The sequence below is a fragment of the Pseudoclavibacter sp. VKM Ac-2867 genome (genome assembly GCF_015351275.1).
In the GTDB taxonomy this organism is placed as follows: domain Bacteria; phylum Actinomycetota; class Actinomycetes; order Actinomycetales; family Microbacteriaceae; genus Pseudoclavibacter.
Genome location: NZ_JADKSL010000028.1, coordinates 1 through 25978, shown reverse-complemented (window position 1 = coordinate 25978; position 25978 = coordinate 1). Strand labels below are relative to the sequence as shown.

General features: G+C 70.5%; 24 protein-coding genes and 1 tRNA gene. 15 read left to right on the top strand and 10 right to left on the bottom strand.

All coding sequences use genetic code 11. The features are described from left to right. Window positions 1–20 precede the first annotated feature (20 nt). The 3 genes from aztC to aztB are packed head-to-tail and all read right to left on the bottom strand — an operon-like array spanning window position 21 to window position 3159. Window positions 21–962 (bottom strand): zinc ABC transporter substrate-binding protein AztC, encoded by a 942-nt coding sequence (gene aztC / locus ITJ67_RS18330; RefSeq protein WP_160073556.1) that lies wholly within the window; start codon window positions 960–962, stop codon window positions 21–23. Window positions 963–964: 2 nt separating this feature from the next. After that, a complete protein-coding gene (locus tag ITJ67_RS18325; RefSeq protein ID WP_160073554.1) occupies window positions 965–2284 on the bottom strand; it encodes a hypothetical protein in 1320 nt (439 codons plus the stop codon). After that, window positions 2266–3159, bottom strand: a complete 894-nt coding sequence (aztB, locus tag ITJ67_RS18320) for a zinc ABC transporter permease AztB (RefSeq protein WP_194678564.1) — start codon at window positions 3157–3159, stop codon at window positions 2266–2268. Before aztB ends, ITJ67_RS18325 begins: the two co-directional genes overlap by 19 nt. 37 nt (window positions 3160–3196) lie before the next feature. Between aztB and ITJ67_RS18315 the strand changes: the two genes are divergently transcribed. The 9 genes from ITJ67_RS18315 to ITJ67_RS18275 all read left to right on the top strand — a co-directional run bounded on the left by ITJ67_RS18315 (window position 3197) and on the right by ITJ67_RS18275 (window position 11923). Beyond that, on the top strand, window positions 3197–3916 hold the full coding sequence (locus ITJ67_RS18315; RefSeq protein WP_160073550.1) for a metal ABC transporter ATP-binding protein: 720 nt from the start codon (window positions 3197–3199) through the stop codon (window positions 3914–3916). 72 nt (window positions 3917–3988) lie between these two features. Next, window positions 3989–4573: an HdeD family acid-resistance protein gene (locus ITJ67_RS18310; protein ID WP_160073548.1), complete on the top strand. Its 585-nt coding sequence runs from the start codon at window positions 3989–3991 to the stop codon at window positions 4571–4573. Window positions 4574–4579: 6 nt separating this feature from the next. Next, complete coding sequence (locus tag ITJ67_RS18305) at window positions 4580–5035, top strand: hypothetical protein (protein WP_194678562.1); 456 nt, start codon at window positions 4580–4582, stop codon at window positions 5033–5035. Between the two features lie 70 nt (window positions 5036–5105). Then, on the top strand, window positions 5106–5696 hold the full coding sequence (locus ITJ67_RS18300) for a GNAT family N-acetyltransferase (RefSeq protein WP_104241864.1): 591 nt from the start codon (window positions 5106–5108) through the stop codon (window positions 5694–5696). A 150-nt stretch (window positions 5697–5846) separates the two neighbouring features. Further along, complete coding sequence (locus ITJ67_RS20380; protein ID WP_323741502.1) at window positions 5847–6992, top strand: peroxidase-related enzyme; 1146 nt, start codon at window positions 5847–5849, stop codon at window positions 6990–6992. 62 nt (window positions 6993–7054) lie between these two features. Continuing rightward, window positions 7055–8128 (top strand): ABC transporter substrate-binding protein, encoded by a 1074-nt coding sequence (locus tag ITJ67_RS18290; RefSeq protein WP_194678559.1) that lies wholly within the window; start codon window positions 7055–7057, stop codon window positions 8126–8128. Beyond that, complete coding sequence (locus ITJ67_RS18285; RefSeq protein ID WP_160073523.1) at window positions 8128–9228, top strand: FecCD family ABC transporter permease; 1101 nt, start codon at window positions 8128–8130, stop codon at window positions 9226–9228. Before ITJ67_RS18290 ends, ITJ67_RS18285 begins: the two co-directional genes overlap by 1 nt. Further along, a complete protein-coding gene (locus tag ITJ67_RS18280; RefSeq protein ID WP_104241856.1) occupies window positions 9225–10010 on the top strand; it encodes an ABC transporter ATP-binding protein in 786 nt (261 codons plus the stop codon). Before ITJ67_RS18285 ends, ITJ67_RS18280 begins: the two co-directional genes overlap by 4 nt. After that, window positions 10010–11923 (top strand): FAD/NAD(P)-binding protein, encoded by a 1914-nt coding sequence (locus ITJ67_RS18275; protein WP_194678557.1) that lies wholly within the window; start codon window positions 10010–10012, stop codon window positions 11921–11923. Before ITJ67_RS18280 ends, ITJ67_RS18275 begins: the two co-directional genes overlap by 1 nt. On the opposite strand, the gene ITJ67_RS18270 is transcribed toward ITJ67_RS18275, so the two are convergent. Together ITJ67_RS18270 and ITJ67_RS18265 are read right to left on the bottom strand one after the other, a co-directional pair. Continuing rightward, window positions 11914–13146, bottom strand: coding sequence for an MFS transporter (locus ITJ67_RS18270; RefSeq protein WP_194678556.1), 1233 nt, complete (start codon window positions 13144–13146; stop codon window positions 11914–11916). The genes ITJ67_RS18275 and ITJ67_RS18270 overlap by 10 nt on opposite strands. Beyond that, a complete protein-coding gene (locus ITJ67_RS18265) occupies window positions 13139–13564 on the bottom strand; it encodes an ArsR/SmtB family transcription factor (protein ID WP_160073517.1) in 426 nt (141 codons plus the stop codon). Before ITJ67_RS18265 ends, ITJ67_RS18270 begins: the two co-directional genes overlap by 8 nt. 80 nt (window positions 13565–13644) lie before the next feature. Between ITJ67_RS18265 and ITJ67_RS18260 the strand changes: the two genes are divergently transcribed. Then, window positions 13645–14970, top strand: coding sequence for a GNAT family N-acetyltransferase (locus ITJ67_RS18260; protein WP_194678555.1), 1326 nt, complete (start codon window positions 13645–13647; stop codon window positions 14968–14970). 75 nt (window positions 14971–15045) lie between these two features. Further along, on the top strand, window positions 15046–16416 hold the full coding sequence (locus tag ITJ67_RS18255; RefSeq protein WP_194678554.1) for a hypothetical protein: 1371 nt from the start codon (window positions 15046–15048) through the stop codon (window positions 16414–16416). A gap of 37 nt (window positions 16417–16453) precedes the next feature. On the opposite strand, the gene ITJ67_RS18250 is transcribed toward ITJ67_RS18255, so the two are convergent. Both ITJ67_RS18250 and ITJ67_RS18245 read right to left on the bottom strand, forming a co-directional pair. Beyond that, the gene (locus ITJ67_RS18250) at window positions 16454–16597 is read right to left on the bottom strand and encodes a hypothetical protein (protein ID WP_160073511.1); all 144 of its coding nucleotides are present in this window, start codon (window positions 16595–16597) and stop codon (window positions 16454–16456) included. Window positions 16598–16692: 95 nt separating this feature from the next. Next, a complete protein-coding gene (locus tag ITJ67_RS18245) occupies window positions 16693–17046 on the bottom strand; it encodes an MmcQ/YjbR family DNA-binding protein (protein WP_194678553.1) in 354 nt (117 codons plus the stop codon). Window positions 17047–17218: 172 nt separating this feature from the next. On the opposite strand from ITJ67_RS18245, the gene ITJ67_RS18240 reads away from it, so the two are divergent. Next, entirely contained in the window at window positions 17219–18253 is a 1035-nt protein-coding gene (locus ITJ67_RS18240) for an NADPH:quinone reductase (protein ID WP_194678552.1), read from the top strand. A 59-nt stretch (window positions 18254–18312) separates the two neighbouring features. Here ITJ67_RS18240 and ITJ67_RS18235 read toward each other — a convergent pair whose 3' ends face one another. The 3 genes from ITJ67_RS18235 to ITJ67_RS18225 all read right to left on the bottom strand — a co-directional run bounded on the left by ITJ67_RS18235 (window position 18313) and on the right by ITJ67_RS18225 (window position 19905). Beyond that, the gene (locus tag ITJ67_RS18235; RefSeq protein WP_228503330.1) at window positions 18313–19140 is read right to left on the bottom strand and encodes an SDR family NAD(P)-dependent oxidoreductase; all 828 of its coding nucleotides are present in this window, start codon (window positions 19138–19140) and stop codon (window positions 18313–18315) included. A 75-nt stretch (window positions 19141–19215) separates the two neighbouring features. Continuing rightward, window positions 19216–19758, bottom strand: coding sequence for a DinB family protein (locus ITJ67_RS18230; protein ID WP_160073505.1), 543 nt, complete (start codon window positions 19756–19758; stop codon window positions 19216–19218). A 75-nt stretch (window positions 19759–19833) separates the two neighbouring features. Continuing rightward, a tRNA-Arg gene (locus ITJ67_RS18225) sits at window positions 19834–19905 on the bottom strand. A 258-nt stretch (window positions 19906–20163) separates the two neighbouring features. On the opposite strand from ITJ67_RS18225, the gene ITJ67_RS18220 reads away from it, so the two are divergent. From ITJ67_RS18220 to ITJ67_RS18215, 3 genes are all read left to right on the top strand, one after another. After that, window positions 20164–24282, top strand: a complete 4119-nt coding sequence (locus tag ITJ67_RS18220) for an AAA family ATPase (protein ID WP_160073381.1) — start codon at window positions 20164–20166, stop codon at window positions 24280–24282. Window positions 24283–24395: 113 nt separating this feature from the next. Then, window positions 24396–24527 (top strand): hypothetical protein, encoded by a 132-nt coding sequence (locus ITJ67_RS20065; protein WP_267238573.1) that lies wholly within the window; start codon window positions 24396–24398, stop codon window positions 24525–24527. Next, window positions 24520–25848, top strand: coding sequence for an MFS transporter (locus ITJ67_RS18215; RefSeq protein WP_160073379.1), 1329 nt, complete (start codon window positions 24520–24522; stop codon window positions 25846–25848). The genes ITJ67_RS20065 and ITJ67_RS18215 overlap by 8 nt, the downstream gene beginning before the upstream one ends. The last annotated feature ends 130 nt before the right edge of the window (window positions 25849–25978 follow it).

Genomic DNA, 25978 nt, shown 5'->3' with positions numbered 1-25978 from the left:
GGGGCTCGCTGTCGAGCGGGCTACGAGGTGAGGCCGGTGGTGATGCGCTCCGTGTTGGCGCGCATCATCTCGAGGTAGGTCTCTGCGCCGCCGCCCGCGGGGGTGAGCGACTCGGTGAAGAGCTGCTCGACGCGGACGTCGATGCCGGCCTCGTCCGCGAGAGCGCGGGCGAGGTCGTCGGGGCTGGAGGAGTCGGCGAAGATCGTGGGCACGCGGGCGGCGGTGATGTCGGCGCTGAGCTCGGCGAAGTCGGCGGCGCTTGGCGCCGCGAGCGTGGTCCCGCCAGGGATCACGGTGCCGACGACCGTGAAGCCGAAGCGCTGGGCGAGGTAGCCGAACACGTGGTGGTTGGTGACAAGGCTCTTCGACTCGCTCGGGATGGTGTCGAACTCGCCCTGCATCCACTCGTCGAGTTCGTCGAGCTCGCTCTCGTAGGCGGCGACGGAGGCGTCGAGGGCCGCCGCGTCGAGCCCGTCGAGGTCGGTCGCGAGTCGGGTGCCGAGCGCGTCGACGACCGCGGACATCCGGGCGGGGTCGGTCCAGAAGTGCGGATCGTCCATGCCTTCCGCGTCGCCTTCCGTGTAGGAGAGGGGCTCGAAGGCGTCGCTTGCCACGAAGTGCGGGATGCCGGCCGCATCGACCTGTTCGAGATGCTGCGCGACGCCCTCTTCCAGTCCGAGTCCGTTGGAGACGACGAAGTCGGCGTTCTCGATCGAGGCGGCTTCCTGGGCGGTGAGGCTGAAGGAGTGCGGGTCGGCGCCGGGCTTCATGAGGGTGACGACGCTCGCCTGGTCGCCGACGAGCTCGGTGACCACGTCGCCGAGGATGTTGGTGGTGACGACGATCTCGGGTCGGTCATCTGCTGCGCTCGTGCTGCAGGACACGAGGCCTGCCGCGAGCGCGAGCGAGGCGAGGACGCCGAGTCCGGTGCGTGTGAAGTGTGAGGCGATCGATGCGCGCATGCTCAGTTTCCCGTCTCGAAGGCGAAGGCAGGGGCCGTCGGCAGCTCGAGGGTGCGGGCGACGCGCGCGCCGTCCTTGTAGTCGATCTCGTGCAGCTCGGCGGAGGCCGGCGTGCTCAGGTAGGCGCGGCTCGTGTCGACGGAGAGATGGATGCCCGAGGCGGTCTCCGGAGCGCCGATCAGCTCAGCCTGCGACCCGGTCACCTCGCCGCTCTCACCATCGATGACCAGCAGGGTCCCCTCGTCGTCCACGGCGACGACTCGGTCGCTGTCGTCGCCGACGGCCACGGCCGTCAGGATGGGGCGTGTTGTTGGCAGGAAGGTCACCTCCTGCGAGCGGGAGGAGGCGAGCCAGATGCCGACGTCTCCAGCGGGACCGGCCACGGCCGGGCGGTGGGGTCGGCTGTCGAGCGAGGTTGCCTGGCCGGGTGCTGCGGTTCCAGCCGTGTCTGCGGACGCGGCGTCCGGGTAGGCGACCTTCGTGATCGACGGTGCGGCAGCCGTGTCCTCGCCCTCGGCGGCCGCGGCGAACACGAGCCCATCCGCGCAGGCGAACGTCGCGCCGAGGCTCGTCTGCTGCACATCGCTCAGCCCAGGGCAGTCGACTCCCTCGCCGAGCTTCGTGCCGTCAGACGAGTAGGCGGTGAGGACGGGGGAGGCACCCGCCGACGCGACGCTGCTCGCGACCACGGCGTCGCCCACCGGCGCGGCCGCGGCGGAGTGGGCCGCCGACTCGATGCGAGTGAGCTCGACGGTCTCACCCTGGCCGAGGGCGTGCCGGTCGAGCACCACCGTCGTGCCGGAGGTCTCGAAGCTCAGGGCGGCGATGCCCTCGTTCGAGGAGACCCGCGCAGCTCCCGTCTCGGTGAGTTCGCCGACGAGGCCAGGAGTCGCACGGTAGTAGTGGACGTGATCCCCGTGGGGCACCGTCCACACCCCGGTGTCGATGATCTCCGTCTTCCCATCGGCGGCGTCGGCGCCCGAGAAGATGAACCGGCCGTCGCTGACGGCCCACGACGCGGGTGCCACGGCATCGAGTGCGGTGCTCTCGCCGGTCAGCAGGTTCAGGACGCTCACGGCGCCGTCCGCGCCGATGCTGCCGATGCTCGTCTGGGCTTCGGCGAGCTCTTCGGCACCCGCCACGAAGCCGTGCGCCTGCTCTTCGGTGGTCGGTGCGCTCGCGGGCGGTGCGGTCTCGGGGCCCGGTGACGGTGACGTGCATCCGGCGAGGGTGAGCATGCCGACGAGGGCGAGGGATGCGCGTGGCGCGAGTCCTCGGGCGGAGACTCGGGGGAGCGGGGAGATCAGGCGTGTGCGGGGCAAGACTGGTCGCTTTCTGCTGGAGCGGTGGATCGGGGGAGGGTGCGGCTGGAGCGCGGTGCGCGCAGCACCGAGGCGACGCCGACGGAGATGACGGCGGTCAGCGCGATGGCAGGACCAGCCGCGATGGCGAGATGCCACGAGGCGTAGAGGCCGACCACGACGGAGGCGATGCCGATCGCGCTGCCGAGCGCCATGATGCCGACGACGCTCTTCCGGCTGAGGGATGCGGCGGCCGGGGGAGCGAGAAGGAGGGCGGTCACGAGGAGCGTTCCGATGGTCTGGTAGGAGGCGATGACCGCGACCGCCACGAGGGCGATGAGGGCGAGGCTTGCGCGCTCTGGCCGCAGCCCGAGCGTGAACGCCTTGCGCTCGTCGAAGGCGAGCGCGGTGAAGGGCCGGTGGCTGAGGGCGAGTCCGACGGCGGCGAGCGCGAGCGCCGCAGCGATGAGCCAGAGCTCGCCTGGCCCGATCGCGAGCACATCGCCGAACAGCATCGCCGTGACGTCGACGGCGAAGCTCCCCGACCTGGACACGATCGCGATGCCGAGCGCGAGCATCCCGACGAAGAGGATGCCGATGGCCGTGTCGTTGGAGAGCCGTGTCCGCTTCGTGAGGGTGCGCACGCCGACGGCCATGACGGCGGCCGAGACGGACGCGCCGGCGACCGGCGGGAGGCCGAGGAGGACTGAGACGGCGACGCCCGGCAGGATGCCGTGGGCGAGCGCCTCGCCGAGGAAGGCCATGCCACGCAGGACCACCCAGGTGCCGACGCAGGCGCACAGCACGGCGGCGAGGGAGCCGCCGAGGAGGGCTCTGGCGAAGAAGCTCGCTTCGAGGGGATCGGTGAGGAAGGGCACGAGGAAGGACCGTAGCATAATGAAAACGCTTCTCATTACCGATAGTGTGGCGTGCATGGCTGCCCTCATCACGCTCGCGAACGCCACTGTCCGCTACGACGCACACGCCGCACTGTCGGACGTCTCGCTCGAGGTCAGACGCTCCGCGATCACCGTCATCGTCGGGCACAACGGCTCAGGCAAGAGCACGCTCCTCGGCGTGCTCGCCGGGACCACCCCGCTCACCTCGGGGACCCTCGAATGGCACGACTTCGACGCCAGGCCCGGCAGCGTGGCCTACGTGCCCCAGCACGCCCGGCTGCCCGAGGCTTTCCCCCTGACGGTCGGCGCCGCCGTCGCGATGGGCCGCTGGGGCAGAACGGGAGGCCGGCCGAGCGCCTCGAGCTGGCACTGGGGGCGAGGCGCGCGGGCCCGCGTTCGCGACGCCGAGCTCGTCGACGCCGCCATCGAGCAGCTCGGCCTCGGCGAGCTTCGCGGACGACTCCTCAGCCAGCTCTCCGGCGGGCAGCGGCAGCGGGCCCTCGTCGCTCAGGGCATCGCGCAGGACACGGAGGCGCTGCTCTTCGACGAGCCGACCGCAGGGGTCGACGCGGAATCCAGTGCACGCATCGCGGCGTGCCTCGCCGCGCTCGCCGAACAGGGCAAGACCATCGTCGTCGCCAGCCATGACGCCGGAGAGATCGCAGCGGCGGACGCCGTCGTCGCGCTCCGCGACGGACACGTGATCCCCGGGGAATCGCGGATGACTGCGCGAAGCGCTTCATCACTAGGATGACGACTACCCCTCGCTCTCCGGACGAGGAGCGTCGGCGCCGTGCAAGGCGCATCCCCGTCGAAGGAGCCCGCAATGAGCCAGTCCACCCCCATCGTGCGTTTCAACCTCGACCCGAGTCTCCTCAGCCAGAGGCAGGTGAGCACGCTGCGCTGGATCTTCGGCATCGGCGGAGCCGTGGCGATCATCCTCGGCATCGTGGCGCTCGCCTTCCCCATCAAGGCCCTCACGGCCATCGCCTGGATCTTCGGGCTGTTCTTCATCTTCTCGGGCGCCCTGCGCCTCATCCGCGCCATCGTCTCCAAGGGCGTCCCCACCGGCTGGCGGGTCTTCAACGGCGTCGTCGGACTGCTCCTCATCGCGGGTGGCATCATCGCCCTCGTCCAGCCCGTGGCACTCATCGACGCGCTCGGCATCCTCATCGCGATCACCTGGATCATCGAGGGCATCGCGGCGCTCGCGGATGGATCCCCCGGCCAGTCCCGCGGGTTCGCGATCCTCTCCGGCGTGCTCAGCATCGTCGCCGGCCTCCTCATCCTCCTCTGGCCTGCCGGCGTCGTCGTCGTCGCGCTGTGGATCGTGGCGATCATCCTCGTCATCGGCGGGATCACGCAGCTCGTCATGGCGTACCGCTTCGGCAAGCACGCGAAGAAGGCCTGACCCGACATGGCAACCACCACCACCGAGATCCGTCTCGTCGACGACGCGCCCTCGTCGCGCCTGCGCACCTTCACGCGCATCCTGCTCGGCGGCTTCCTCGTCTTCGCGGGGGTCACGCACCTCACCGTTGCCCGCGAGGAGTTCACGGCGCAGGTGCCGAAATCGGTGACCAAGCACACGCCCCTCACGACCGATCAGGTTGTGCTCGCCTCCGGCGTCGCCGAGATCGCGCTCGGCCTGTCGCTCCTGTTCGCGCGCCGCGCGGCCCGTCCGACGGTGGGCTGGATCGCAGCCGGATTCTTCGCAGCCGTCTTCCCGGGCAACCTCGCGCAGTTCGCGCGTCGGCGCGACGCGTTCGGGCTCGACACCGACAAGAAGCGCTTCCTGCGTCTCTTCTTCCAGCCCGTGCTCATCGCGTGGTCGCTGTACTCGACCGGAGCCTGGCGCCGCCGAGTGAAGTAGCGGCGCACTCGTGTGTCGTGTCGTGTCGCAGGACAAGGTCCAGCACATCTGCGAGTGCGACACTGCAGGGGTGGATGCACACCTCCGACCATGGGTGGCCGACGATGCCCCTGCACTTGCGAATGCCATGCGAACGTCGCCCGACCTCGCCGCGCAGTTCCCGGGAGGTGTGCCCTCGACAGAGCTCGACTTCGTCTCCTACATGGCGCAGCATCTCGTCTCCGGCACCGCGAAGCACGACCTGGCGATCATCGTCGATGGCATTGCGGTCGGAAACGTCGGGCTGAGCAACATCGAGCACGTGCACCAGACCGGGTGGGCCTACTACTGGCTGGCGAAGGGTGCTCGCGGCAGGGGCCTCGCGACGCGCGGCCTCGCGACGATCGCGGACCTGGCGTTCACGGAGCTCGGCCTCTTCCGCCTTGAGCTCGGCCACCGGACCGGGAACGCGGCGTCCTGCCGCGTCGCGAGTCGTGCCGGATTCAGGCCCGAGGGCATCGAGCGGCAGAAGCTCCGCTATGGGAAGCAGCGGTTCGACGTCGAGACGCACGCGCGGCTGACGCTCGACCCGGTCCCCGACATCGAGCTCATCCCGCGCACCGCCTCCCTGGCGGGACCGCGGCAGCCGGACCTCACGCGACCGGACCTCGGCCTCGCCTGAGACCAGGCGTGCGGCCGAGCTCGGGACCCGCTCGACCGGGCTGCGCCTCGGCGGGGGAGTTCACGCGGGGTAACGCGATTCCGCGGGGCGTTGCACGGGATGGCAGGTTGGTATCTGATTTCCCCGATCTCGACTGCTGAGGATTCCCACGTGCGCATCTCCCCGACCGTTCCCGAGTCGATCGCCTCGTTGAGGGCCGCGAAACCCGAGGTGGTCGAGCAGACGCTCGCCGCCTACACGGCGCTCTACGAGAGCCCGCAGGTGATCGAGCCCGCCCTGCTCCACGGCTTCGCCAGGACGGTCGCGCGCTGGCAGGGCAACGCGCAGCTCTCCGACTGGCATCTGGCGCAGGGCGCCGATGCTCGACTGCTCGGCGACGAGCTGCCCGCCGATGCGAAGCTGCGCGCGCTCGTGGAGCACGTGGACCTCATCACCGTGTCGCCCGCGCTGGCCACCCACGAAGACCAGCACGTGCTGCCGGTCGCAGGGGTCACTCCGGACGAGATCGTGCTGCTGAGCCAGCTCGTGGCCTTCGAGAGCTACCTGGCACGCATGCTGGACGGCGACGCGCTGCTCGCCGGGACCGCGCCGGAGCGGGTGGATGCGCCTGCCCGCGCCACGGTCGCCGCCGGTCGGTCCAAGGACCTCTCGGGTCGCACCATCGCCGGACTGGCGAAGCCGACCGAGTACACGCAGGAGCAGCTCGAGTGGTCGCCGTGGGTGGCCGCCCCCGACGAGGGGGAGCTGACGGCCGAGCAGGTCGACTCGTTCGCCGCGAAGGCGACCACCAACAGCGTCTACTTCCGGCTCCTGTCCCGGGTGCCTGCGGTGCTGAAGGCCCGCAGCGCCATCGACAACGCCGTGTTCCTCGGCAAGGGCGGGCTGCCTCGCGCCGAGCGGGAGCTCGCCGCGGCCGTCGCCAGCAGGGTCAACGACTGCATCTACTGCGCCTCGGTGCACTCCAGGAAGGCGACCTTCCAGTCGAAGCGCCACGACGACGTGCAGCGGGTGCTGGACGCGGGTCTCGCTCGCGACGCCGACTGGCAGCCGACCTCGCTCGACGCGCTCAGCGACGGGCAGGACGAACGCTGGAGCGCCATCATCCGCTTCGCCGCGAGCCTGTCGACGCTGCGCCCGAGCGCCACGCCTGCGCAGATCGACGAGCTGCGCGCGCTCGGCCTCGACGACGCCGAGCTGTTCGACCTCGTTGGGTCGACGGCGTTCTTCGCTTGGGCGAACCGGCTCATGCTGAGCCTCGGCGAGCCGAACTGGCCCGCCGCAGCTGCCAGCAGCTGAGCATCCGCGCCACTGCGCCGCCCCTGAACGTTCTGCACGACCTGCCACCGAGAGGTACCGATATGCCCATCTCACGCCGACTGCCCGCCGCCATCGCGGCCCTCGTCGCCAGCACCCTGCTCCTCGCCGGCTGCGGCACCGTGACCCCTGAGGGCGGAGCCGACGCCGAGACCATCACCGTCGTCGACGATCAGGACCGCGAGGTCACGATCAACGGACCCGTCGAGCGGGCCGTGGTGCTCAACAGCTACGGCAACGAGTTCGTGCGGGCGATCGGAGCCGGCGACACGGTCGTGGGCGTCGACCGCGCATCCATCAACCGCCTCCCGTACCTCCCTGTCGACGAGGGCGACGTCATCGCCGAGGGCCTCGACCAGATCAACTACGAGGCGGTCGCGGAGCTCGACCCCGACGTCGTCATCATGCCCCGCAACGCCGTCTGGCAGGAGGCCGCCGAGCAGCTCGAGTCGTTCGGCATCCCCGTCGTCGTCGCGACCGCCTGGGACTACGCGGTGTTCGACGAGACCGTCACCCTCCTCGGCCAGGTCTTCCAGAAGGAAGAGGGAGCAAGCGCCGTCACCGACTTCTCGAACGAGATCCTCGATGTCGTCGCCGAGCGCACCGAGGGCGTCGAGCCCGTGCCCGTGTACTGGGAGACGGTCGACCCGTACCTGACGGTGCTGCCCGGATCCGGCTTCCACGCCATCATCGAGGCGGCAGGCGGCACGAACGTCTTCGAGAACGCCGCAGGCGGCGGCGACGAGCAGGAGGAGATCACGGTCGACCCTGCCGAGGTCGTCACCCGCAATCCGGCCGTCATCGTCCACGAGTTCGAGCCGAGCGCGACGCCGACCGGCCAGGAGCGCTTCGACACCCTCGGTGCCGAGATCACGTCCCGACCCGGCTGGTCGAACATCACTGCCATCCAGGACGGCGAGGTGTACCTCGCCAACGGCTGGGCGACCAGTGCCGTCGCGAAGTCCATCGGCGCCCTCTACCTCGCCAAGTGGCTGCACCCGGAGGAGTTCGCCGACGTGAACCCCGACGAGTTCCTCGAGCGCTGGGTCGTCGACTTCCAGCAGACCGACTTCCCCGGCGCCCGCGAGTACATCCAGCAGTACCAGGCGGGCGCGTAGTGGCCATCACGACGCCGAAGACCGGCACCGATACCCCGGGCGAGCAGAACGCGGTCGCCTCGAGCGAGCGCAAGCGCGCGAACGTCAAGCGGCTCGCCATCATCGGCGGCGTGGTCGTGAGCACCCTCGCCGTCATCGCCGCCGTCACCATCGGCACGGCCGGAGTGACCTTCGGCGACGTGTGGAAGGCCGTCACCCTTTCGATCTTCGGCGGGACGCTCGAGAACGACTTCGCGCAGAAGTTCTCCATCGTCACCGAGCTGCGCCTCCCACGCGTGCTGCTGGCCTTCGCCGCCGGCGCAGGACTCTCCCTCTCGGGTGTCCTCATGCAGGGGCTCCTCAGGAACCCGCTCGTGAGCCCCTTCACGCTCGGCGTCTCGCCGGCGGCCGCGTTCGGCGCCGCCCTCGCGATCACCATCGCGGGTGGCACGACGCTGCCCTCGTGGGCGATCATCGCGAGCGCGCTGGTCGTCTCGCTCGCCGTATCGGCGCTTGTGCTCGGGCTCGCCTCCGCCAAGGGCATGGCCATCGCCACGCTCCTGCTCCTCGGCATCGCCATCACGCAGCTCTTCGAGGCGCTCACCGCGGCGCTCCAGTTCACGGCCAACGAGAACACGCTGCAGGCCATCGTGCGCTGGACCTTCGGCTCCGTGAACGACGCGACGTGGGGCGACGTGCAGACGGTTGGCATCCTCGTCCTCGCCACGATCCCCTTCGTGCTGTGGTTCGCCAAGGACCTCAACGCCGTCGCCTTCGCGGGCGACGACGCCGCCAAGAGCCTCGGCGTCAACGTGCAGGCGCTCCGCGTCGGACTCATCGTCGTCGCGGTCGTGCTCGCCGCCGTCATCGTCAGCTTCTGCGGCGTGATCGGCTTCGTGGGACTCGTCGGCCCGCACATCGCACGCCTCATCATCGGTGCGGATCACCGCTACCTCATCCCGTTCTCGGTGCTCACGGGAGGGCTGCTGCTGCTCGTCGCCGACACCGTCGGGCGCACGATCCTGGCACCCGCCGTCATCCCCGTCGGCATCGTGGTCGCCTTCATCGGCGCGCCCATCTTCATCCAGCTCATCCTCACGAGGAAGACGGCCCTCAAATGAGCCTGACGATCGACGGCATCGAGTTCGCCTACGGCAAGCACAAGGTGCTGAAGGGCGTGAGCCTCGAAGTGCAGGACGGCACCTTCTGCGCGCTGCTCGGACCGAATGGCTCCGGCAAGTCGACGCTCACGAAGATCATCGCCCGCGTGCACAAGCCGAGCGTGGGCACCGTCACGTTCGACGGCACCGACGTGCTCGGCCTCGGCAGGCGCGAGCACGCGCGAACGGTGGCCTACGTGCCGCAGTCCGGAGAGGCGCCCTTCGACCTCACGGTGCGGGAAGCGGTGCTGCTCGGTCGCACGCCCCACTACGGGATGGCGCCAGGCGCCGAGGACTGGCGGCACGTCCAGGACGCCATCACGCTCCTCAACCTCGACTCTCTCGTGGACAGGAACATGTCGGAGCTCTCCGGAGGCCAGGCGCAGCGTGTGCTCGTGGCCAGGGCTCTCGCGCAGGACCCGAAGGTGCTCCTGCTCGACGAGCCGACGAGCGCGCTCGACCTGCGCTACCAGATCGAGACGCTGCAGATCGTGCGTCGCATCACCCGCACGAAGGGCATCACGGCCCTCATCGCGATCCACGACCTCAACCATGCCGGCCGCTTCTGCGACCAGATCGTCATGCTCGACCAGGGCACGATCATCAAGAGCGGAACGCCAGCTGAGGCGCTGCAGGAGGACACCCTCAAGCAGGTCTACGGGCTGCGCGTGACCGTCGAGGAGCGCGAGGGCTTCGTCGAGGTGCGGCCGGTCGTCGAGGACGACCTGGAGTACCGCATCTGATGTTCGACGCCGTGATCGTCGGGGGTGGTCCGCGCGCCGTCGCCACGGTCCTCAGAGTGGTGGCGCGCCGCCCCGGCGCGCGCATTCGCACAGCGATCGTCGACGCGATCGACGTGGGGGCCGGAGCGACCTGGCGCATCGACCAGCCGGCAGAGTTCCTCAACAACACGACCTCCGGCTCGACGACCATCCACGCTGACGAGTCGACCAGGATGACCGGGCCGATCGTGCCGGGCCCTGACCTCGTCGACTGGGCGGCCGCGATCGTTGCCCGCGGCGAGCACTCCACGCCGTGGGTCCTCGAGGAGGCGCGCGCGGTGCGCCCCGGCAGCTTCCCCTCCCGGCGGCTGCAGGGGGTCTACTTCCGCGAGCAGCTGGCAGCGGCCGAAGCGAGCGGGTACGTGGAGCTCGCCCGCATCCAGGGAGCCGCGGTGGATGTGCGCGACGACGGGCCAGACGCACGGACCGTCGTGCTCGCCGACGGCACCGAGCTCCGTGCGCCGATCGTCGTGCTCGCCCAGGGCATGGTGCAGGCGCTGCCGAGCGACGAGACGCAGCGCTTCGAGCGGGCAGCGCGAGAGCTTGGCCTCGTCTACATCGCCCCGGGGATGCCGGCCGAGCAGGGCTGGAGCGCGGTGCCAGCGGGCGAGGACGTCATCGTCCGCGGCCTCGGCGCGAACTTCTTCGACGTCGTCGCCGTGCTCACGTCGGGGCGCGGCGGACGGTTCGAGCCCGTCGCCGACGATACGCGAGGGCGGCTGCGCTACGTGCCGTCCGGAGACGAGCCCATCCTCCACGCCGGTTCGCGCCGCGGTGTGCCGTACCGCGCGAAGGCGGACGGCTGGGCGGAGGCGTCGCCGTTCGTGGCGCGCACGGCGACGCCAGACTGGTTCAGGGCGCTCGCCGCGGCCGAGCCGGAGTCGTTGGACTTCCGAGGCGACGTCTGGCCATCCATCGCGCGCGAGTTCGCTGTTGCGTACCTCGCCGCGCTCTCGGGCTGGGCGCCTCACGCCCTCACCGTCTCGCTCCCGGAGGCCCTCGCTGCCCTCGACGATGCCGAGAGCGTCAGCGCCATCGACGACGTCCTCACGGCATCCATCGATCAGCGTGCCGACGACGGCGCCCACGCGTTCACGATCGACTCGCTGCGACGCCCGACGCGGGGACAGCAGGTGAGCCCCGAGCGCTGGCGGCGTCAGGTCGAGCAGCTCGTCGAGAGCGAGCTCGGGTCGATGTCCTCGCCGGACGAGCATCCTCGCGCCGCAGTCAACCGCGCGATGGGGGCTCTGCGGGGCCAGGCGGCACGACTTGCCGTGAGCGGCGTGCTCGAGGGCCGCTCGGCTGTCACCGACTTCGAAGGCTGGTTCAACGCGGACGGGCTGTTCCTCGCATCCGGCCCACCGTCTGGGCGGACTCGTGAGGTGCTCGCGCTCATCGACGCGGGCTTGCTCCGGCTGACCGGACCTGAGACGGCGGTATCTCTCGATGTCGAGGCCGGCGAGTTCGTCGCCCGCTCCGCGATCACGGGCATCGAGGTGCGCGCCCGCGCGCTCATCGAACCTCGCATGTCCAAGGGGAAGGTGCCGGCGACCGACGACCCGCTGCTGCGCGCGCTGCTGGACTCCGGACGCGCTCGAGTGCATGCGAGACGAGCGCGAGACGGAGCGGCCGTCGAGACGGACAGCATGGAGGCCACGGGTGCGAACCTGGAGGAGGGGAAGCCCGGTCTCAACCTCGTGCGCCGCGACGGCTCCGTCGACGATCGAGTGGTTGTCCTCGGCATCCCGGCCCTCAGCACGCAGCCGGGCAGCGCGATCGGAGCGACGCCGCGCAAGCCCTCACCGCTGCTCGCCGGTGCTGACGTCGCCGCGAGGCAGATCGTCCGGCTCGCGAGCCAGCAGCGTCAGTGCTGAACGCGGTCCGGGGCTGGCTCGCGAGCGCCCTGAGGTGCCCACGTCAGTCCGGCCACGATGACGGCGAGGAGGGCCACGGCGCCGAGGATCAGGCCCGTGGGCGCGAGACCGAGCTGCGCGCCCGCGAGGCCAGCGATCGGGTAGCAGAGCATGAAGCAGGCGTGTGAGAGCGAGAACTGGGCCGCGAAGACCGCGGGTCGCTGCTCGCCAGATGCCGCCCTCCGGAGGAGCCTCGAGGAAGGCGTCAGGATCAGTGAGGTCGCGGCGCCGAGCAGCCCCCACACGGGGAGGGCGAGTGGCCAGGACCACGCTGCATCGGTCGAGAGCACGCCCGCCATCGCGAGAAGGCCGATCGGGATGAGGGCAGCGCCGGCAAGCATGACTCGGCGGTCGGAGACGCGATCGAGCACCCGCGGCAGCGCGAGCGCCACGAGCAGGGAGCCGGCTCCGTAGGAGGCGAGCAGGATCGCGAGGTCCGACTGCGCTCGCCCGAGCTGCGCCTGCACGAAGACGACCGAGTTCACGATCACCATGGCCGTGCCGGCCGCCACTGCCAGGTTCAGGGCCAGAAGGGCCCTGAGGTCGCGCGTGCGCCAGAAGACCCGCAGCCCGGAGGTCAGCCGGGAGATGAAGGGGCTCGGTGCTGCGAGCGTGCGGGTGGGGAACGTCGTCGTGCCGACGAGCGTCGCCGAGATGACGAAGCCGAGGACGGTCCCGACGAACAGCGAGTTGGAGCTGACGACGGTGAGCAGCAGGGCCGCGAGCAGCGGGCTCACGAGCGCCTCGAGGTCGTAGGCGAGGCGCGAGAGCGAGAGGGCCCGCGTGTAGAGGCGCTCATCCGGGAGCACATCTGGGATGACGGCCTGGAAGGTGGGCGTAAAGGTCGCGGACGCTGCCTGCAGGACGAAGACGAGCACGTAGACCTGCCAGACCTCGCCCACGAAGGGGAGGCCGAGTGCGATGAGGGCGCGGATGAGGTCAGCGGAGATGAGGACGCGGCGTCGAGACCACCGGCTCGTGACTGCCGCCATGACGGGGGACACTACGACGTAGGCGATCATCTTGATCGTCAGTGCGGTGCCGAGCACGATGCCCGCGTCGCCACCCGCGAGGTCGAACGCGAGGAGGCCGAGCGCGACCGTGAGCAGTCCCGTGCCGACGAGCGCGATGACCTGGGCGGAGAAGAGCCTTCGGAACGCGCGGTTGGCGAGGACCTCACGCATCGACGTCTCCGTGCAGCTCGCGACCCGGCTGCGGGTCTCGCCGGTGGTGGGGCGGGATGGCGTCGGTCCCGCCGACCCCGGCGACGGAGTGCTCTGCCTGGAACAGCGCGTCGGCGACGAGTCGCTTTGCGTGCCCATTGATGAGCCGGTAGAAGACGCGCGTGCCTTCCTGCCTGGTCGCGACGATGCGGGCGAGGCGCAGCTTGGCGAGGTGCTGCGAGACGCTCGCCGGCGTCTTGCCGACGGCCTCGGCGATGTCGTTCACGGAGTGCTCCCCGTCGTCAAGGACGAGCACGATGCGCACGCGCGTCGCGTCGGCGAGCATGCCGAAGACCTCGGCGGCGAGCTCGACGGTCGGGTTGTCGAGCTCGATGTGTCCGAGTGAGCCCGTGCCGTCTTCCTGCGTATCTGCATGCATACGCAGATAATGGCATAGTTGGGCGAGTCGTGTCGAGGTCGCGCCCAGCGCGGCGCTGTCCTGGCCCCTACCCTGGATGCATGACTGCAGCCGACGACTTCGCGCGCCATCCCATCGATCCGACCTCTCAGGCGAAGCTCGCCGAGTCGGGCCTGCGCTACGAGACGCTCGATACCGATGACGCGGCCACCTTCAACGCATGGGCGCGAGCAGACCTCCGCGGATTCCTCGCCGCCGAACCGAGCGAGAAGCAGCTCGAGGGGATGCGCGCCTCCCTGGGCTACCGCCGCACGACGGGCGTCTGGGACGACTCGGCGCCCCTTGCGGACGAACCCATCGCCACGGTGAGCTCGTGGCCCGCCGACCTCACGCTGCCGGGCGGAAGCCAATTGACCAGCTGGGCGATCAGCTCGGTGACCGTCTCCCAGGCTCGCCGCCGCCGCGGGATCGCCAGGAACCTGCTCGAGGGGGAGCTGCGCACGGCCGCTGCCCTCGGCCTCCCGCTCGCGGCCCTCACGGTGTCGGAGTCGACGATCTACGGCCGGTTCGGGTTCGGGCCCGCGACCTTCGCCGCGAGCTTCAGCATCGACACGCGCCGCGTCCGCTGGGCCGGCCCGACCCCGGCCGGTCGCGTCGACTACGTGGGGCGGGAGCAGTGGGCCGAGCAGATCGGCGGCCTCTTCGACCGCGTCAGGGTGGCCAGGGTCGGCGAGATCGAGGGCTGGGACGGAATGTGGCCCCGCCTCGCGGGAACGGTGCACGACGAGGACGGCGATGGCAAGAAGCTCCGCGCCATCACCTACACCTCGGAGGCCGGTGACCTCGAGGGGGCAGCGCTGTTCAAGCTCGAGGGCGGCGACCACGACTACGCGAGCCACACGCTGAACGTCGAGTTCCTCCGCGCCGTCAGCGACGACGCCTACGCCGCGCTGTGGCGCTTCTTCCTCGAGGCCGATCTCGTCGCGACCGTCAAGGCGGAGCAACTCGCCATCGACGAGCCCATCAGGTGGATGCTCGGCGACCAGCGGGCCGCGACCGTCACGACCTCCGACCACCAGTGGCTGCGCATCCTCGACACAAAGGCCGTGCTGGACGCGCGACGGTATTCGTCGCCCGGCGTGCTCGGACTCGAGATCGAGGATGCGCTCGGCTTCGCGGGCGGCTCGTTCGTGCTCACGGTCGGCGCGGATGGCGTTGGGACGGCGGAGCCGGTCGATGCCCTGCCCGAGCGTTCGGCAGCCGTGCGCCTGGGGGTGGACGCGCTCGGGTCGCTTGTCCTCGGCGGCGTATCGCCCGCCGCGCTCCGCGCAGCTGGCTCTCTGCACGAGCTGAGCGATGGGGCGGCGGAGCTCGCGGGACGCGTGCTGCGGGTCTCGCCGGAGCCCTCGCCGGGCATCTGGTACTGAGCTCCGCGGTGCGCCGCTCCGCCGACGGTGAACATCGCCAGCTTGGCGGGGCGGCGCGCAACTAGAATCTGCGACATGGCATCTGGATTCTGGGGGCGCGCTCGCCGCGCGAAGCAAGCGCAGCAGGCCGAGATCGACGCCCACGACAAGGACCTGGCGATGAAGGCGGGTGTTGCGCTCGTCGACGCCGATGAGCGCATCCGGCTCATGAACGACGAGCTCTCGTTCGCGGAGGCCGAACTGGGCTCCGGCGCGACACAGGATCTGAAGGACACGCTCGTCAACGTGCGCAAGTACATGGGCGAGGCGTTCCACCTGAACCAGCTGAACGTCGACGACATCCCGGACACTCCAGACGAGCTGCGCACCAGGAACGCGCGGATCGTGCAGATCTGCGAGTGGGCGATGGGGCTGCTCGAGGAGAAGTCCTCGGTGCTCGAGGAGGCCGTCGCGGTGGTGCGGCAGACGCCCGCCGTGCTCGACGGCGTCAAGCGGGACTCGGAGCGGCTGCGCGCGCGCATCCCTGACGCACAGGCCAGCATCGATCGGCTTGCGCTTCGCTACTCGGACGCCGCGCTGCACCAGGTGGGCGACAACCCCGCCGAGGCGGCCCAGCTCCTGACCTTCGCGGAGCACAGCGCCGACGTGTCGTTGCGCCGCCGCGAGGCCGGGCAGAACGAGCAGTCGCGGCTCGCCCTCGAGGCGTCCACGGAGGCCGTGCGCCGCGTGCACACGCTGCTTGACGCCGTCGAGAACTACGAGATCGAGGCGCTGCGCGCCGAATCGACGCTCGCAGCCGTGATCGCGGACTCGAGGGGCGATCTCGTCGCGGCGAGGGACGTGCCACGCAGCCAGGAGGTCGAGGAAGCGGCCAAACGGCTCACCGATGCGCTCGCCGCGCTCCCTCCCGCGGGCGAGCGAACCGACCCGTTCGCGTCGCTCTCGAGGCTCCGCGCCGCGAACACGGGGCTCGACGAGGCGATCGCCAAGGCCAGGGACAGAGCCGCACGGCCTATTCCGTCGCAGACTCAGGTCGTGACCGCCATCGACGACGCGGACCGGCAGATCGCCGTCGCCAACGACGTCATCTCCGGCCACCGGGGCTGGATCGGGTCGGCGCCGCGAACCCGGCTGGCCGAGGCGGAGCGCATCCGCAACGAGCTCGTGAGCTTCCGGGGCGGTGAGGACGAACGCGAGCAGGCGCTCGCGCTGGCGCGCCGGGCGGGTTCGCTCGCGAGCGAGGCGCTGCAGCTCGCGCAGCGCGACATCGACCAGTCACGTCCGCAGCAGCAGGGATACGACGAGTGGGGCCAGCCGCGGGGCGGCGGCTACCAGGGTGGCTACGGCGGTCGCGGCGGCCGACGTGGCGGAGACATGGGCGACGTCGTGGGCGGTGTGCTCGGCGGCCTCATGATCGGCGGGCTGCTCGACGGGATGTTCGACTAGCGGCTCCGGCACCCGCCGACTGTCGCCGCGACGCTCGCTACTTGGCGGAGCGCACGGAGAGCAGCTCGTAGCCCTCAGGGACCATCGCCTCGATCTTCGCCTTCGCCGCCTCGTAGGAGTCGGCTTCCGCCTCGATCGTCTCGCTGGCTACTGGACGGATGACTGCAATGACCTTGACCATCCGCTGATCATAGAGCGGACGCGCTGCCCAGGGTGGCACGACGCGGCCCGTCGGACGCCTGCGCGCCTCGGCTGGCGGTGCGTGCCCCAGGTCGGTTAGTCCCGCTCGGTTGAAGGTCGCGCATCGTGCAGGATGCGCTTCGTCGCTCTGGCCTCCCACGCCTCCTGGAGCAGTTCGCCGAGCCGCGGCGGCGTGATGTTCGCGAGCCGCACCAGCACGCTCGGGTGTCCGTCGTAGTGGGGTGTCGTGAAGAACGCCGACGGCTCGCCCTGAAGCAGCGCCTCGCGCTCGCCGAGGTCGGCGCGCCAGCAGACGAGCACCCCGGGCTCGTCGTGGATGCGCGCGAACATCTTCGTCCCGACGTAGAACGCCGGGGTGCCGTAGGCGGTGCGCTCCGAGGTCTCCGGGAGGCGGAGCGCCAGCCGTCGCACATCGTCATCGCTGCTCATGACGCCATCGTGCCACCGTCCGGCCGTCCCGTGCCCGGTCGTTGTCGGAACGAGACGGCGTCGCCGCCCGAGCGAGCAGGCCGTGCTGTGGGCGGTGGCCCAGGATGCCCGCCATCGCCTTGGACGCGCCAGGGAGGGAATAGCGAGGGGCGCCCACTCGCTGGACCCGGGTATGAAGGCAATCGTCTACTCAGCCACCGGTCCGTCCAGCGTCCTCTCCCAGGTCGAGCGCGAGGTCGCGCAGCCTGGCCCAGGCGAAGTCCGCGTGAGGGTCGTCGCCTCCGGCGTGAATCCCACCGATTGGAAGGCCCGCGACGGCGGTGGCGCGGGCAGTCTGCTCGGCTTCCCGGAGGTCGTCCCGAACCAGGACGGTGCGGGCGTCGTCGATGCCCTCGGTGAAGGCGTGGACACGCTCGCCGTCGGCGACCGTGTCTGGGTGTACCTCGCGGCGCACAACCGGCCGACGGGCACGGCACAGGAGTTCTCGGTGCTGCCGGCCGACCGTGTCGTGCGCCTGCCCGAGGGCATCGACTTCGACGTCGCCGCGAGCCTCGGCGTGCCCGCCATGACGGCGCACCGCGCGCTCACGGTGCACGAGCACGGCCCCGCCCGTCTCTCGCCCGCGGCGCTCGCGGGCCGCACGGTGCTGGTGCACGGCGGCGCCGGAGCTGTCGGTCACGCGGCCATCCAGCTCTCGGCGTGGGCAGGTGCGACGGTGATCACGTCGGTGAGCAGCGACGAGAAGGAAGCGCTGGCCCTCGCAGCCGGGGCGCACCACGTGGTCCGCTACCCGGACGCCTCGCTGGCCGAGCGCATCAAGGAACTGGCTCCGAACGGGGTCGACCACATCGTCGAGGTTTCACCCACGCAGAACGCGGCGCTCGACGTCGAGGTCATCGCCAACCACGGCAGCATCGCCTACTACGCGAACAACAACGGCGACGACTTCACCGTGCCCATCATCGCGAGCTTCGCGAAGAACGTCCGCTGGCAGGGGCTTCTGCTCTACACGGTGGGCCCGGATGCGCTGCACGCGGCGGCCGAGGACGTGACGGCGGCGCTCGTCGACGGCGCGCTCCCCGTAGGGGAGCCGGCTGGCCTGCCCATCACGTGGTTCCCGCTCGAGGAGACGGCCCAGGCGCACGACGCGGTCGAGGGTGGAACTGTGGGGAAGGTGCTCATCCGCGTCGCGGACGAGCACGCCTGATCGCAGCGGTTGCAGTGATGTCGGCCCCACCTCAGCTATCGCTGCGGTGGGGCCGAATCTCACTGGGAGAAGCGAGCGTCCTTGCCGTAGTCGTCGAGGCGGGCGGTCAGGGCGGCGTGCACCTGGGGTGGTGCGTCGTCGCCGATGAGCACACGCAGTCGAGTGTCGCCGAGGTCGCCGACGTGCGAGAGGATCGCCTCCGCCGCGGACGCGGGGGAGGTGCCGCTCGGCTCGACTCCGGCCGGCGGCGTAGGCCAGGGGACGCTCGGCGTTCCGAAGAGCTGCGTGCGCAGGTCGTCGTAGGCGCCGATAGGCGTGCTGAACTGCATGCTGCCTCCGGCCCAGTCTGTGCCGAGCTCGCCCGGCTGCACGATCGTCACGCGGATGCCGAAGTCGGCGACTTCGGTGGCAAGCGCTTCACTGAAGCCCTCGAGCCCCCACTTGGCCGCGTTGTAGAGGCCGAGCGTCGGCACGGTGCCGACCGCGCCGACCGTCGAGATCTGCACGATGTGCCCGGCGCCACGTGCCCGCATCCCGGGCAGCACCGCCTGGCTGAGCCAGAGCGGTCCGAGGAGGTCGGTGTCGATGATGCTGCGAGCTTCGGGTTCAGTGACCTCCTCCGCCGCGCCGATGAGGCCGTACCCGGCGTTGTTGACGAGAACGTCGACCGCGCCGAAGTGCGAGGAAGCCCGTTCGATGACGTCGAAGGCCGCCGTTCGGTCCCGGACGTCGAGGGGGAGGACCAGCAGCCTGTCGTGCTCCGGGAGTGAGTGCTCGCCGCGCACCGTTGCGACGACGTTGTGCGACGCGGCCAGTGCGGCGAGCGTCAGGGCGCGTCCGAGTCCGCGGTTCGCGCCAGTGATCAGCCAGGTCTGCGCTGTGCTCATAGCTCGACGCTAGGCGATGATCCTCCCCGGACGGTGTATCGACGCAGCACGAGCCGGGCCGCGGCGCCGGGCCCGTTACTCGCCGACGCTCCCGTCGATCGCCTCGCGTAGCAGGTCGGCGTGGCCGTTGTGCCTGGAGTACTCCTCGACCATGTGGATGAGAATCCACCGGAGGCGGGGGATCCGGCCGTCCGAGAATCCCTTCGCGGCAGGGTAGGCGAGGCCCCCGTCGCGGAACGCACGCTCCGCAGCGGCTCGCGCGCGTGCAACCGACGCCTCCCACTCGGCGATCAGCTCGGCTGGCTCCTGCGCGCTCGCGGCGTCCCACTCCCAGTCCGGGGTCTTCGTCCAGTCGACGGAAGCCCACGGCTCGCGCTGCTCCTCTCCGAAGAGGACAACCCCGAACCAGTCGTCCTCCACGTAGGTGAGGTGCTTGACGAGGCCCCCGAGCGTCATGCTGCTCGGCGGCAGCGTGCTCGACAGCTCGGCCGAGCCGAGGCCCGAGAGCTTCCAGGCGAGCGTCGCCCGGTGGAATTCGAGGAAGCCGTTGAGCGTCGACCACTCGTCCTCGCCGAGGGGCGGCTCGGGGCGGTTCTGCGCGTCGAAGATCGTCGTCATCGTTCGAGTCTAGGCACCGGCATCCGGCGATCCGCGGGTCTGCCAGGTGCGCAGACTGCCGCACGGAATGAACAGTGCCCCTGGAGGGACTCGAACCCCCAACCGTTTGCTTAGGACGCAACTGCTCTTCCATTGAGCTACAGAGGCTGGCGCGACAATGCTACCGGTGCTGGCGGCCTCCCGTGTGCACTGGCGCCTGATTTGTGGACGAAATCTTGGTCGAGGTGCGGGCGACGCACGCGCGCCTCCACCCGCCGACCGGCCCGGACACCTACAGTGTCACGCGTGTGGGGTCTGTTTCGTAAACGAGGTTCAGAGCCGGGCGACGCGAAGAGCGACGGTCACGGCTCCGGCAAGGGTGCGCCCACAAACAATGAGACGGAGCCGATACCCGACCTCAGTCCAGTGCGCGAACGCCTCGAACGTGAGCGTGAGGCGCGCGACAGCGAGTCCCGCGAGGCGGACGACGACCTCGATCTCGGACGCGATCACGAGGACGGCGTCAGGGCACGCGGCGGCGACGGCCCGAGCCTCACGCGAGGCCGTTCCTGGGTCGCGGATGCGGTTGCGCACGAGCGCAAGACCCATCCGGTTCCCTCCGCTGACGAGGAAGCACTCACGGCGCTCGATCTCGAGCGCGCCGAACAGGCGAGGGCGCTCGAGGCCGCAGTCGACGCGGCGCAGGACTCATGGTTGCACGAGCTCGCGCAGCTCGGCGGACCATCCCCTCTTCTCGACTTCGCCGACGAACCTGGCACGTACGTCGAGCTGACCAGCGCGCACCCGGGCGGCATCGCCCCCTTCGCGGCGGGTAAGACCGTGCTGCTGTCTGCCCTCGTCCGCGAGCACTCCTCGTTCCGCGGGGCGCGCGACGCGGCCGACCTCATCGCGCAGAAGGGCACCGAGCTGCTCGCTGGCCGTGGCATGAGCACGATCCAGCTGGCCACGGGATTCGCCGAGTGGACGCAGGACGGCACGCACTTCCGCGCCCCCATCCTGACCCGAACGGTCGACCTGCGCCGCGCGGGCCGCGACTACGAGTTCACCCTCAAGGGCCCGAGCCGGGTGAACGCCTCCCTTGCGAGGCACCTCGCGCAGCACTTCGGAGTGCGCCTCCCGGTTGCCGAGCTGCTCGAGCTGGCGAAGTCGAACGACGCCTTCCTCCCGCAGCACGTCTTCGACCGCACTCGAGCGCTCGGCGCATCCATCCCGCAGTTCACGGTCTCGGCGCGCGCCGTCATCTCGAGCTTCGGGGAGGTCGCGAGCGCCATGCTCCGCGACACGAACGAGCTCACGCACCCCGTCCTGCGGGCACTCGCCGGAGACGAGGAGGCGCGCCAGAAGGTGGCCGCCGTGCAGCCTGCTGAGCAGCGGCCGAGCCCTGACCGCCGCGACCCCGTGGGGGACCGGTTCCTGCTCGACGCGGACACCGAGCAGGAGCGCGTCGTCGACGCCATCGCTGCCGGCAACTCGGCCGTCATCAACACCATGCCAGGGACAGGCCTCACGCAGACCGTCATCAATGCGCTCGGCCTGCTCGTCGCCGACGGCAAGCGCGTGCTCGTCGTCACGCCCCGTTCCGCGAGCATTCGCGCCATCCGGGCGCGCCTCAAGAGCGTCGGCCTCGAGGGGCTCGCCGTCACGCCGCGCACCCTGCGCCGCGACGCGATCGCCTCGATCTCCCGCAACGAGAAGGCCCGCAAGCCCGCGATGCACGAGCTCGACGACGCCCTCGTCCGCCTCCGCCACGTGCTCGCCGACTACCGCGACGCGCTCGTGCATCCCGACCCCGCCCTCGGTGTCTCGGCCCTCGACGCGCTCGAGGAGCTCTCCCGCCTCGAGCTGCGCGAGCAGCCCCCGACGACGACCGCTCGACTCGACCGCGACGCCATCGAGGCGATCGCGACGGGCCGCGACGCCATCGCCCGCCAGCTGCGCGCCGCTGGCGAGCTCGGCCAGTTCAAGTACGGCCCGGACGACTCACCCTGGTACGGCGTCTCCTTCGAGTCGACCGACGAGGCGAACCGGGCGCAGGAAGCCGCCATCGAGCTCGACGCCGGCACCCTCGTCGAGGTCATCGACCGGGCCCAGGAACTCGTCGGACGCACCAGGATGCGCCCGGCCGAGACCTACGGCGAGCTCGGCATCTACCTGCGCCTCCTGCTCGACCTGCGCGAAACCCTCGACCGCTTCCGCCCCGCGGTCTTCGACCACTCGCTGACGGACGTCATCCACGCCACGAACCCGAAGCGCGACGGCGGCGACCTGACATCGGCCCGCCGCCGCCAGCTGCGCCAGCTCGCGAAGGACTACGTGCGGCCCGGCGTCGTCGTCGACGACCTCCACGAGTCGCTCAAGCTCGCCCAGCGCCAGCGCATCCTCTGGCACCGCTACGTCACGGACGGCTCCACGCCGACCGTCCCGACGGGCATCTCCGACGTGCGCAAGTTCCACCGAGAGGTCGCGGAAAAGCTGCGCCTCCTCGACGAGCCGCTCGTCGACGCCGGAGCCGTCTCGCTCAGCGAGCTGCCCCTGGCCGAGCTCCCCGCGCGCATCACGGAGCTCGCGGCCGACAGCGAGGTGCTGCACAACCTCGTCGAGCGCCTGACCATCATCGAGCGCCTCGAGAACCTCGGCCTCACGCCGCTGCTCGAGGACCTCTCCGAACGCCACGTCGAGGCCGAGGCGCTCGGCGACGAGCTCGAGCTCGCCTGGTGGCAGTCGGTGCTCGAAGATCTCCTCGACCGCGACAAGGCGCTCCTGAACGCCAACACGCGAGTCGTGACTCGCCTCGAGAGCGACTTCCGGGTCGTCGACCAGGCCCACACCGACCACTCGGCCGCCCAGCTCGCCTGGCAGCTTGCCGAAGCGTGGAAGGTCGCCATCGTCGACTACAGCGAGCAGGCGGATGCACTCCGCCAGCTCCTGCGCCGTCCCGGCGTTCCCTCCACGAAGCTGGCCGTCGAGGCCGGCGACGTCTCCAAGAGCATCGCGCAGCTGTGGCTGACCACCCCGTACGACGTGCCGCTCGTGAGCGAACGCATCCACTTCGACACGGTTGTGCTCGTGGATGCAGGAACCATGTCGATCGCCGAGAGCATCGGCGCGATCCGCAGAGGCGACCAGGTCGTCGCATTCGGAGACCCCGTCACCCAGTACCCGACGCCGTTCACGGTCGCCGTGACCCGCCCGGCGGCGGACAGCACCGACGCGTGGGGGCTGCGTCACGAGGACGCCGTCGGCGAGTCGGTGTACTCGCGGCTCGCGGAGTTCCTGCCGGAGCACGCGCTCACGCGCAGCTACCGGGCCGGCGGCGAGGACCTCGCGGAGCTCATCAACAGGCGCTTCTACAAGGGACGCATCCGCTCCATGCCGTGGGCGGGAACCCTCCTCGGGCACTCGAGCCTCAGCTTCTCGTTCGTCGAGAACGGGACGGGCCTGCCCGACCCGATCACGGGAGGGGTGGAATCCACCGACGGCGAGGTCAGCCGTGTCGTGGAGCTCGTCGTCGACCACGCCGTGCACCGGCCTCGCGAGTCGCTCATGGTCGTCACGGCTTCCGCGCTGCACGCCCGCCGAGTCGAGCAGGCCGTGTACTCGGCCGCCTCGCGCCGGAGCGACATCGCCGACTTCTTCACCGCAGCACGTGGCGAACCGTTCACCGTCACCACGATCGAGCTGGCCACAGCGCAGTCGCGCGACCGTGTGATCTTCTCCATCGGCTTCGGCCGGACACCCCACGGGCGCGTCCTCGCGAACTTCGGAGTGCTCGGCACCGAGCTCGGCGAGCGCGCGCTCGCTGTCGCGATGACGCGGGCGCGTCGCTCGCTCGTCATCGTGTCGTGCATCCGCCCCGGCGAGCTCGACCCTTCGCGCATGTCCCGCGGAGTGCTCGGACTCGCGCAGATCCTGGGCGAGGCAGAGACCAAGGGCGACGCATCGGGCACGGGCACGGACCCAGGTGCCGAACAGGGTGCAGCCGAGCAGACTTCCACGTCCGGCGATGACGGCACCGAGGGCGACGACCGCGAGGTCGAGGCGCCGCCCATGCTGCTCGATCTCGCGAACCGTCTCGAGTCGTTCGGCATGACGGTCGAGCTGTTCCACCGTGGCCGCGTCCCCCTCGCCGCGGCGTACAAGGGCCGCGCCATAGCGATCGACACCGACGGCCTCGACCTGAGAATCGCGGGCTCTGCCGATGCGACGCTGCGGGAGACGCTGCGCCTCCGCCCGGAGCTCCTCAAACGCCTCGGCTGGTACTACCTTCGAGTGCACTCCTTCGAGCTCTTCGCGCACCCGGAAGCAGTGGCGCGACGCATCGCGAAGGCCCTCAAGGTGCCGCTGCCGGCAGAGACCTCGGTCGTCACGGCCGGTTCCCTGCAGGGCGAGCTCGGCCAGCTCACCTCCGGTTCCGCAGCGTCGAGTGGCGCGGCATCCAGCGCGAACCTCGAATCGGTCACCCTGCCGGACGGGAACCAGCAGATCGCGATCGGCCGCCCTGGCGAGCCAGGCGGTGCGAGCTGAGCGTGAACCCCGGCACGCCCGCACCACGGAAACCGCGACGTCGAGTCACCACGGAACCACCTCCCGGCAGCGACCCGACCCCCCAATCGCCCGACGGCTCGAGCGGGCCAGCCGTGCTCGCTGGCGAGGACGCGCCCGCAGCCTGGGGCGACGCGCCCGTCCGCTACGCCGACGAGCGGGTGGAGAGCCCCCGTGGGCCCAACGACGACCGGCTGCGCGCCGACAAGCCACCGCACTATGGCTGAGCGGGCGATAGAGCCGAACGACCCGACGGTCCCCGGCTCCGATCCCGAGCATCCGACGACCGGCCAGGTCCCCATCGTCTCGAGCGCCGACGACCCGCGACCGCCCATCCCCGCCGAGATCTGGGTCCTGCTCGTCGCGACCTTCTTCATCGCGATCGGCTTCGCGCTCATCGTGCCCGTCCTCCCGCAGTACGCGTTGAGCTTCGGTGTCGGCGCGACGCTCGTGTCCGTCGTCGTGAGTGCGTTCGCGTTCATGCGGCTCGTCTTCGCGCCCGGAGCGGGAGCCCTCATCAACCGACTGGGGGAGCGGCGCATCTACGTCGCCGGACTCCTGATCGTCGCCGCCTCGACCGCTGCCGTCGCGTTCGCGCAGGACTACTGGCAGCTGCTCGTGTTCCGTGGACTCGGCGGCGTCGGATCGGTCATGTTCACGATCTCGGCGGCCGGCATGATCGCCCGCTACTCGCCGCCGCAGATCCGTGGCCGCATCTCCGCCCTCTGGGGCGGCATCTTCCTCATCGGGAACATCGCGGGCCCGGCGGTCGGCGGGGCGCTTGCGCAGTTCGGCATCGGGGTGCCGTTCCTCGTCTACTCGGGAACGCTCGTGATCGCGGCGGCCATCGTCGGCATCATGATGGGCCGCGCTCACCGCATCACGGCGAAGAAGACCGCCGAGGAGGCCGGCCTGCACGACGCTGGCGACGATCGCGCGCCCGCGGCCAAGAAGCTCGAGCCGAAGTCGCTCCGCGAGGCGCTCCAGGACTCCGCGTATCGCGCGTCCCTCGTGTTCGGCTTCGCCAACGGATGGGCGAACTTCGGGGTCCGCACGGCGATCCTCCCGCTGTTTGTCGCGACGAGCATCAGCCAGGAGCCCTGGGTCATCGGTGTCGTCATCGCGGTCGGCGCCGTCGGGAACGTCATCTCGCTCCAGTACGCCGGCCGGAAGACCGACCGCATCGGGCGACGGCCCTTCATCCTCGTCGGACTCGGCGTCTCCGCGGTCGCGATGTTCGCGACCGCGTTCGCCGGCGACATCGTCACGATGCTCGCCCTCAGCTTCGTACTCGGGCTCGGCTCCGGATTGGCCGCGCCCGCCGAGCAGGCGGTCATCTCGGACATCATCGGCTACGGCCGCAGCGGCGGCCAGGTGCTCTCCACCTACCAGATGACGCAGGACGCCGGCAGCATCCTCGGCCCCATCGTCGCCGGCGTCATCGCCGACCTGTTCGGCTTCACCTGGGCGATCATCATCTCCTCGATGATGCTCGCCATCGCCTGCCTCTCCTGGGTGTGGGGGCGCGAGACGTTCCGCTCGTCCTGAGCGGACCCGACCCACAGCGTGGAGGTGCACGAGGGCACGGCGTCAGCGACGGCCCGCGCCCCTTGGTGGATGCGGCCAGGAGCGTGTGCGCGCAGAGACAGGAACGCCGCCGGGGTGACCGGCGGCGTTC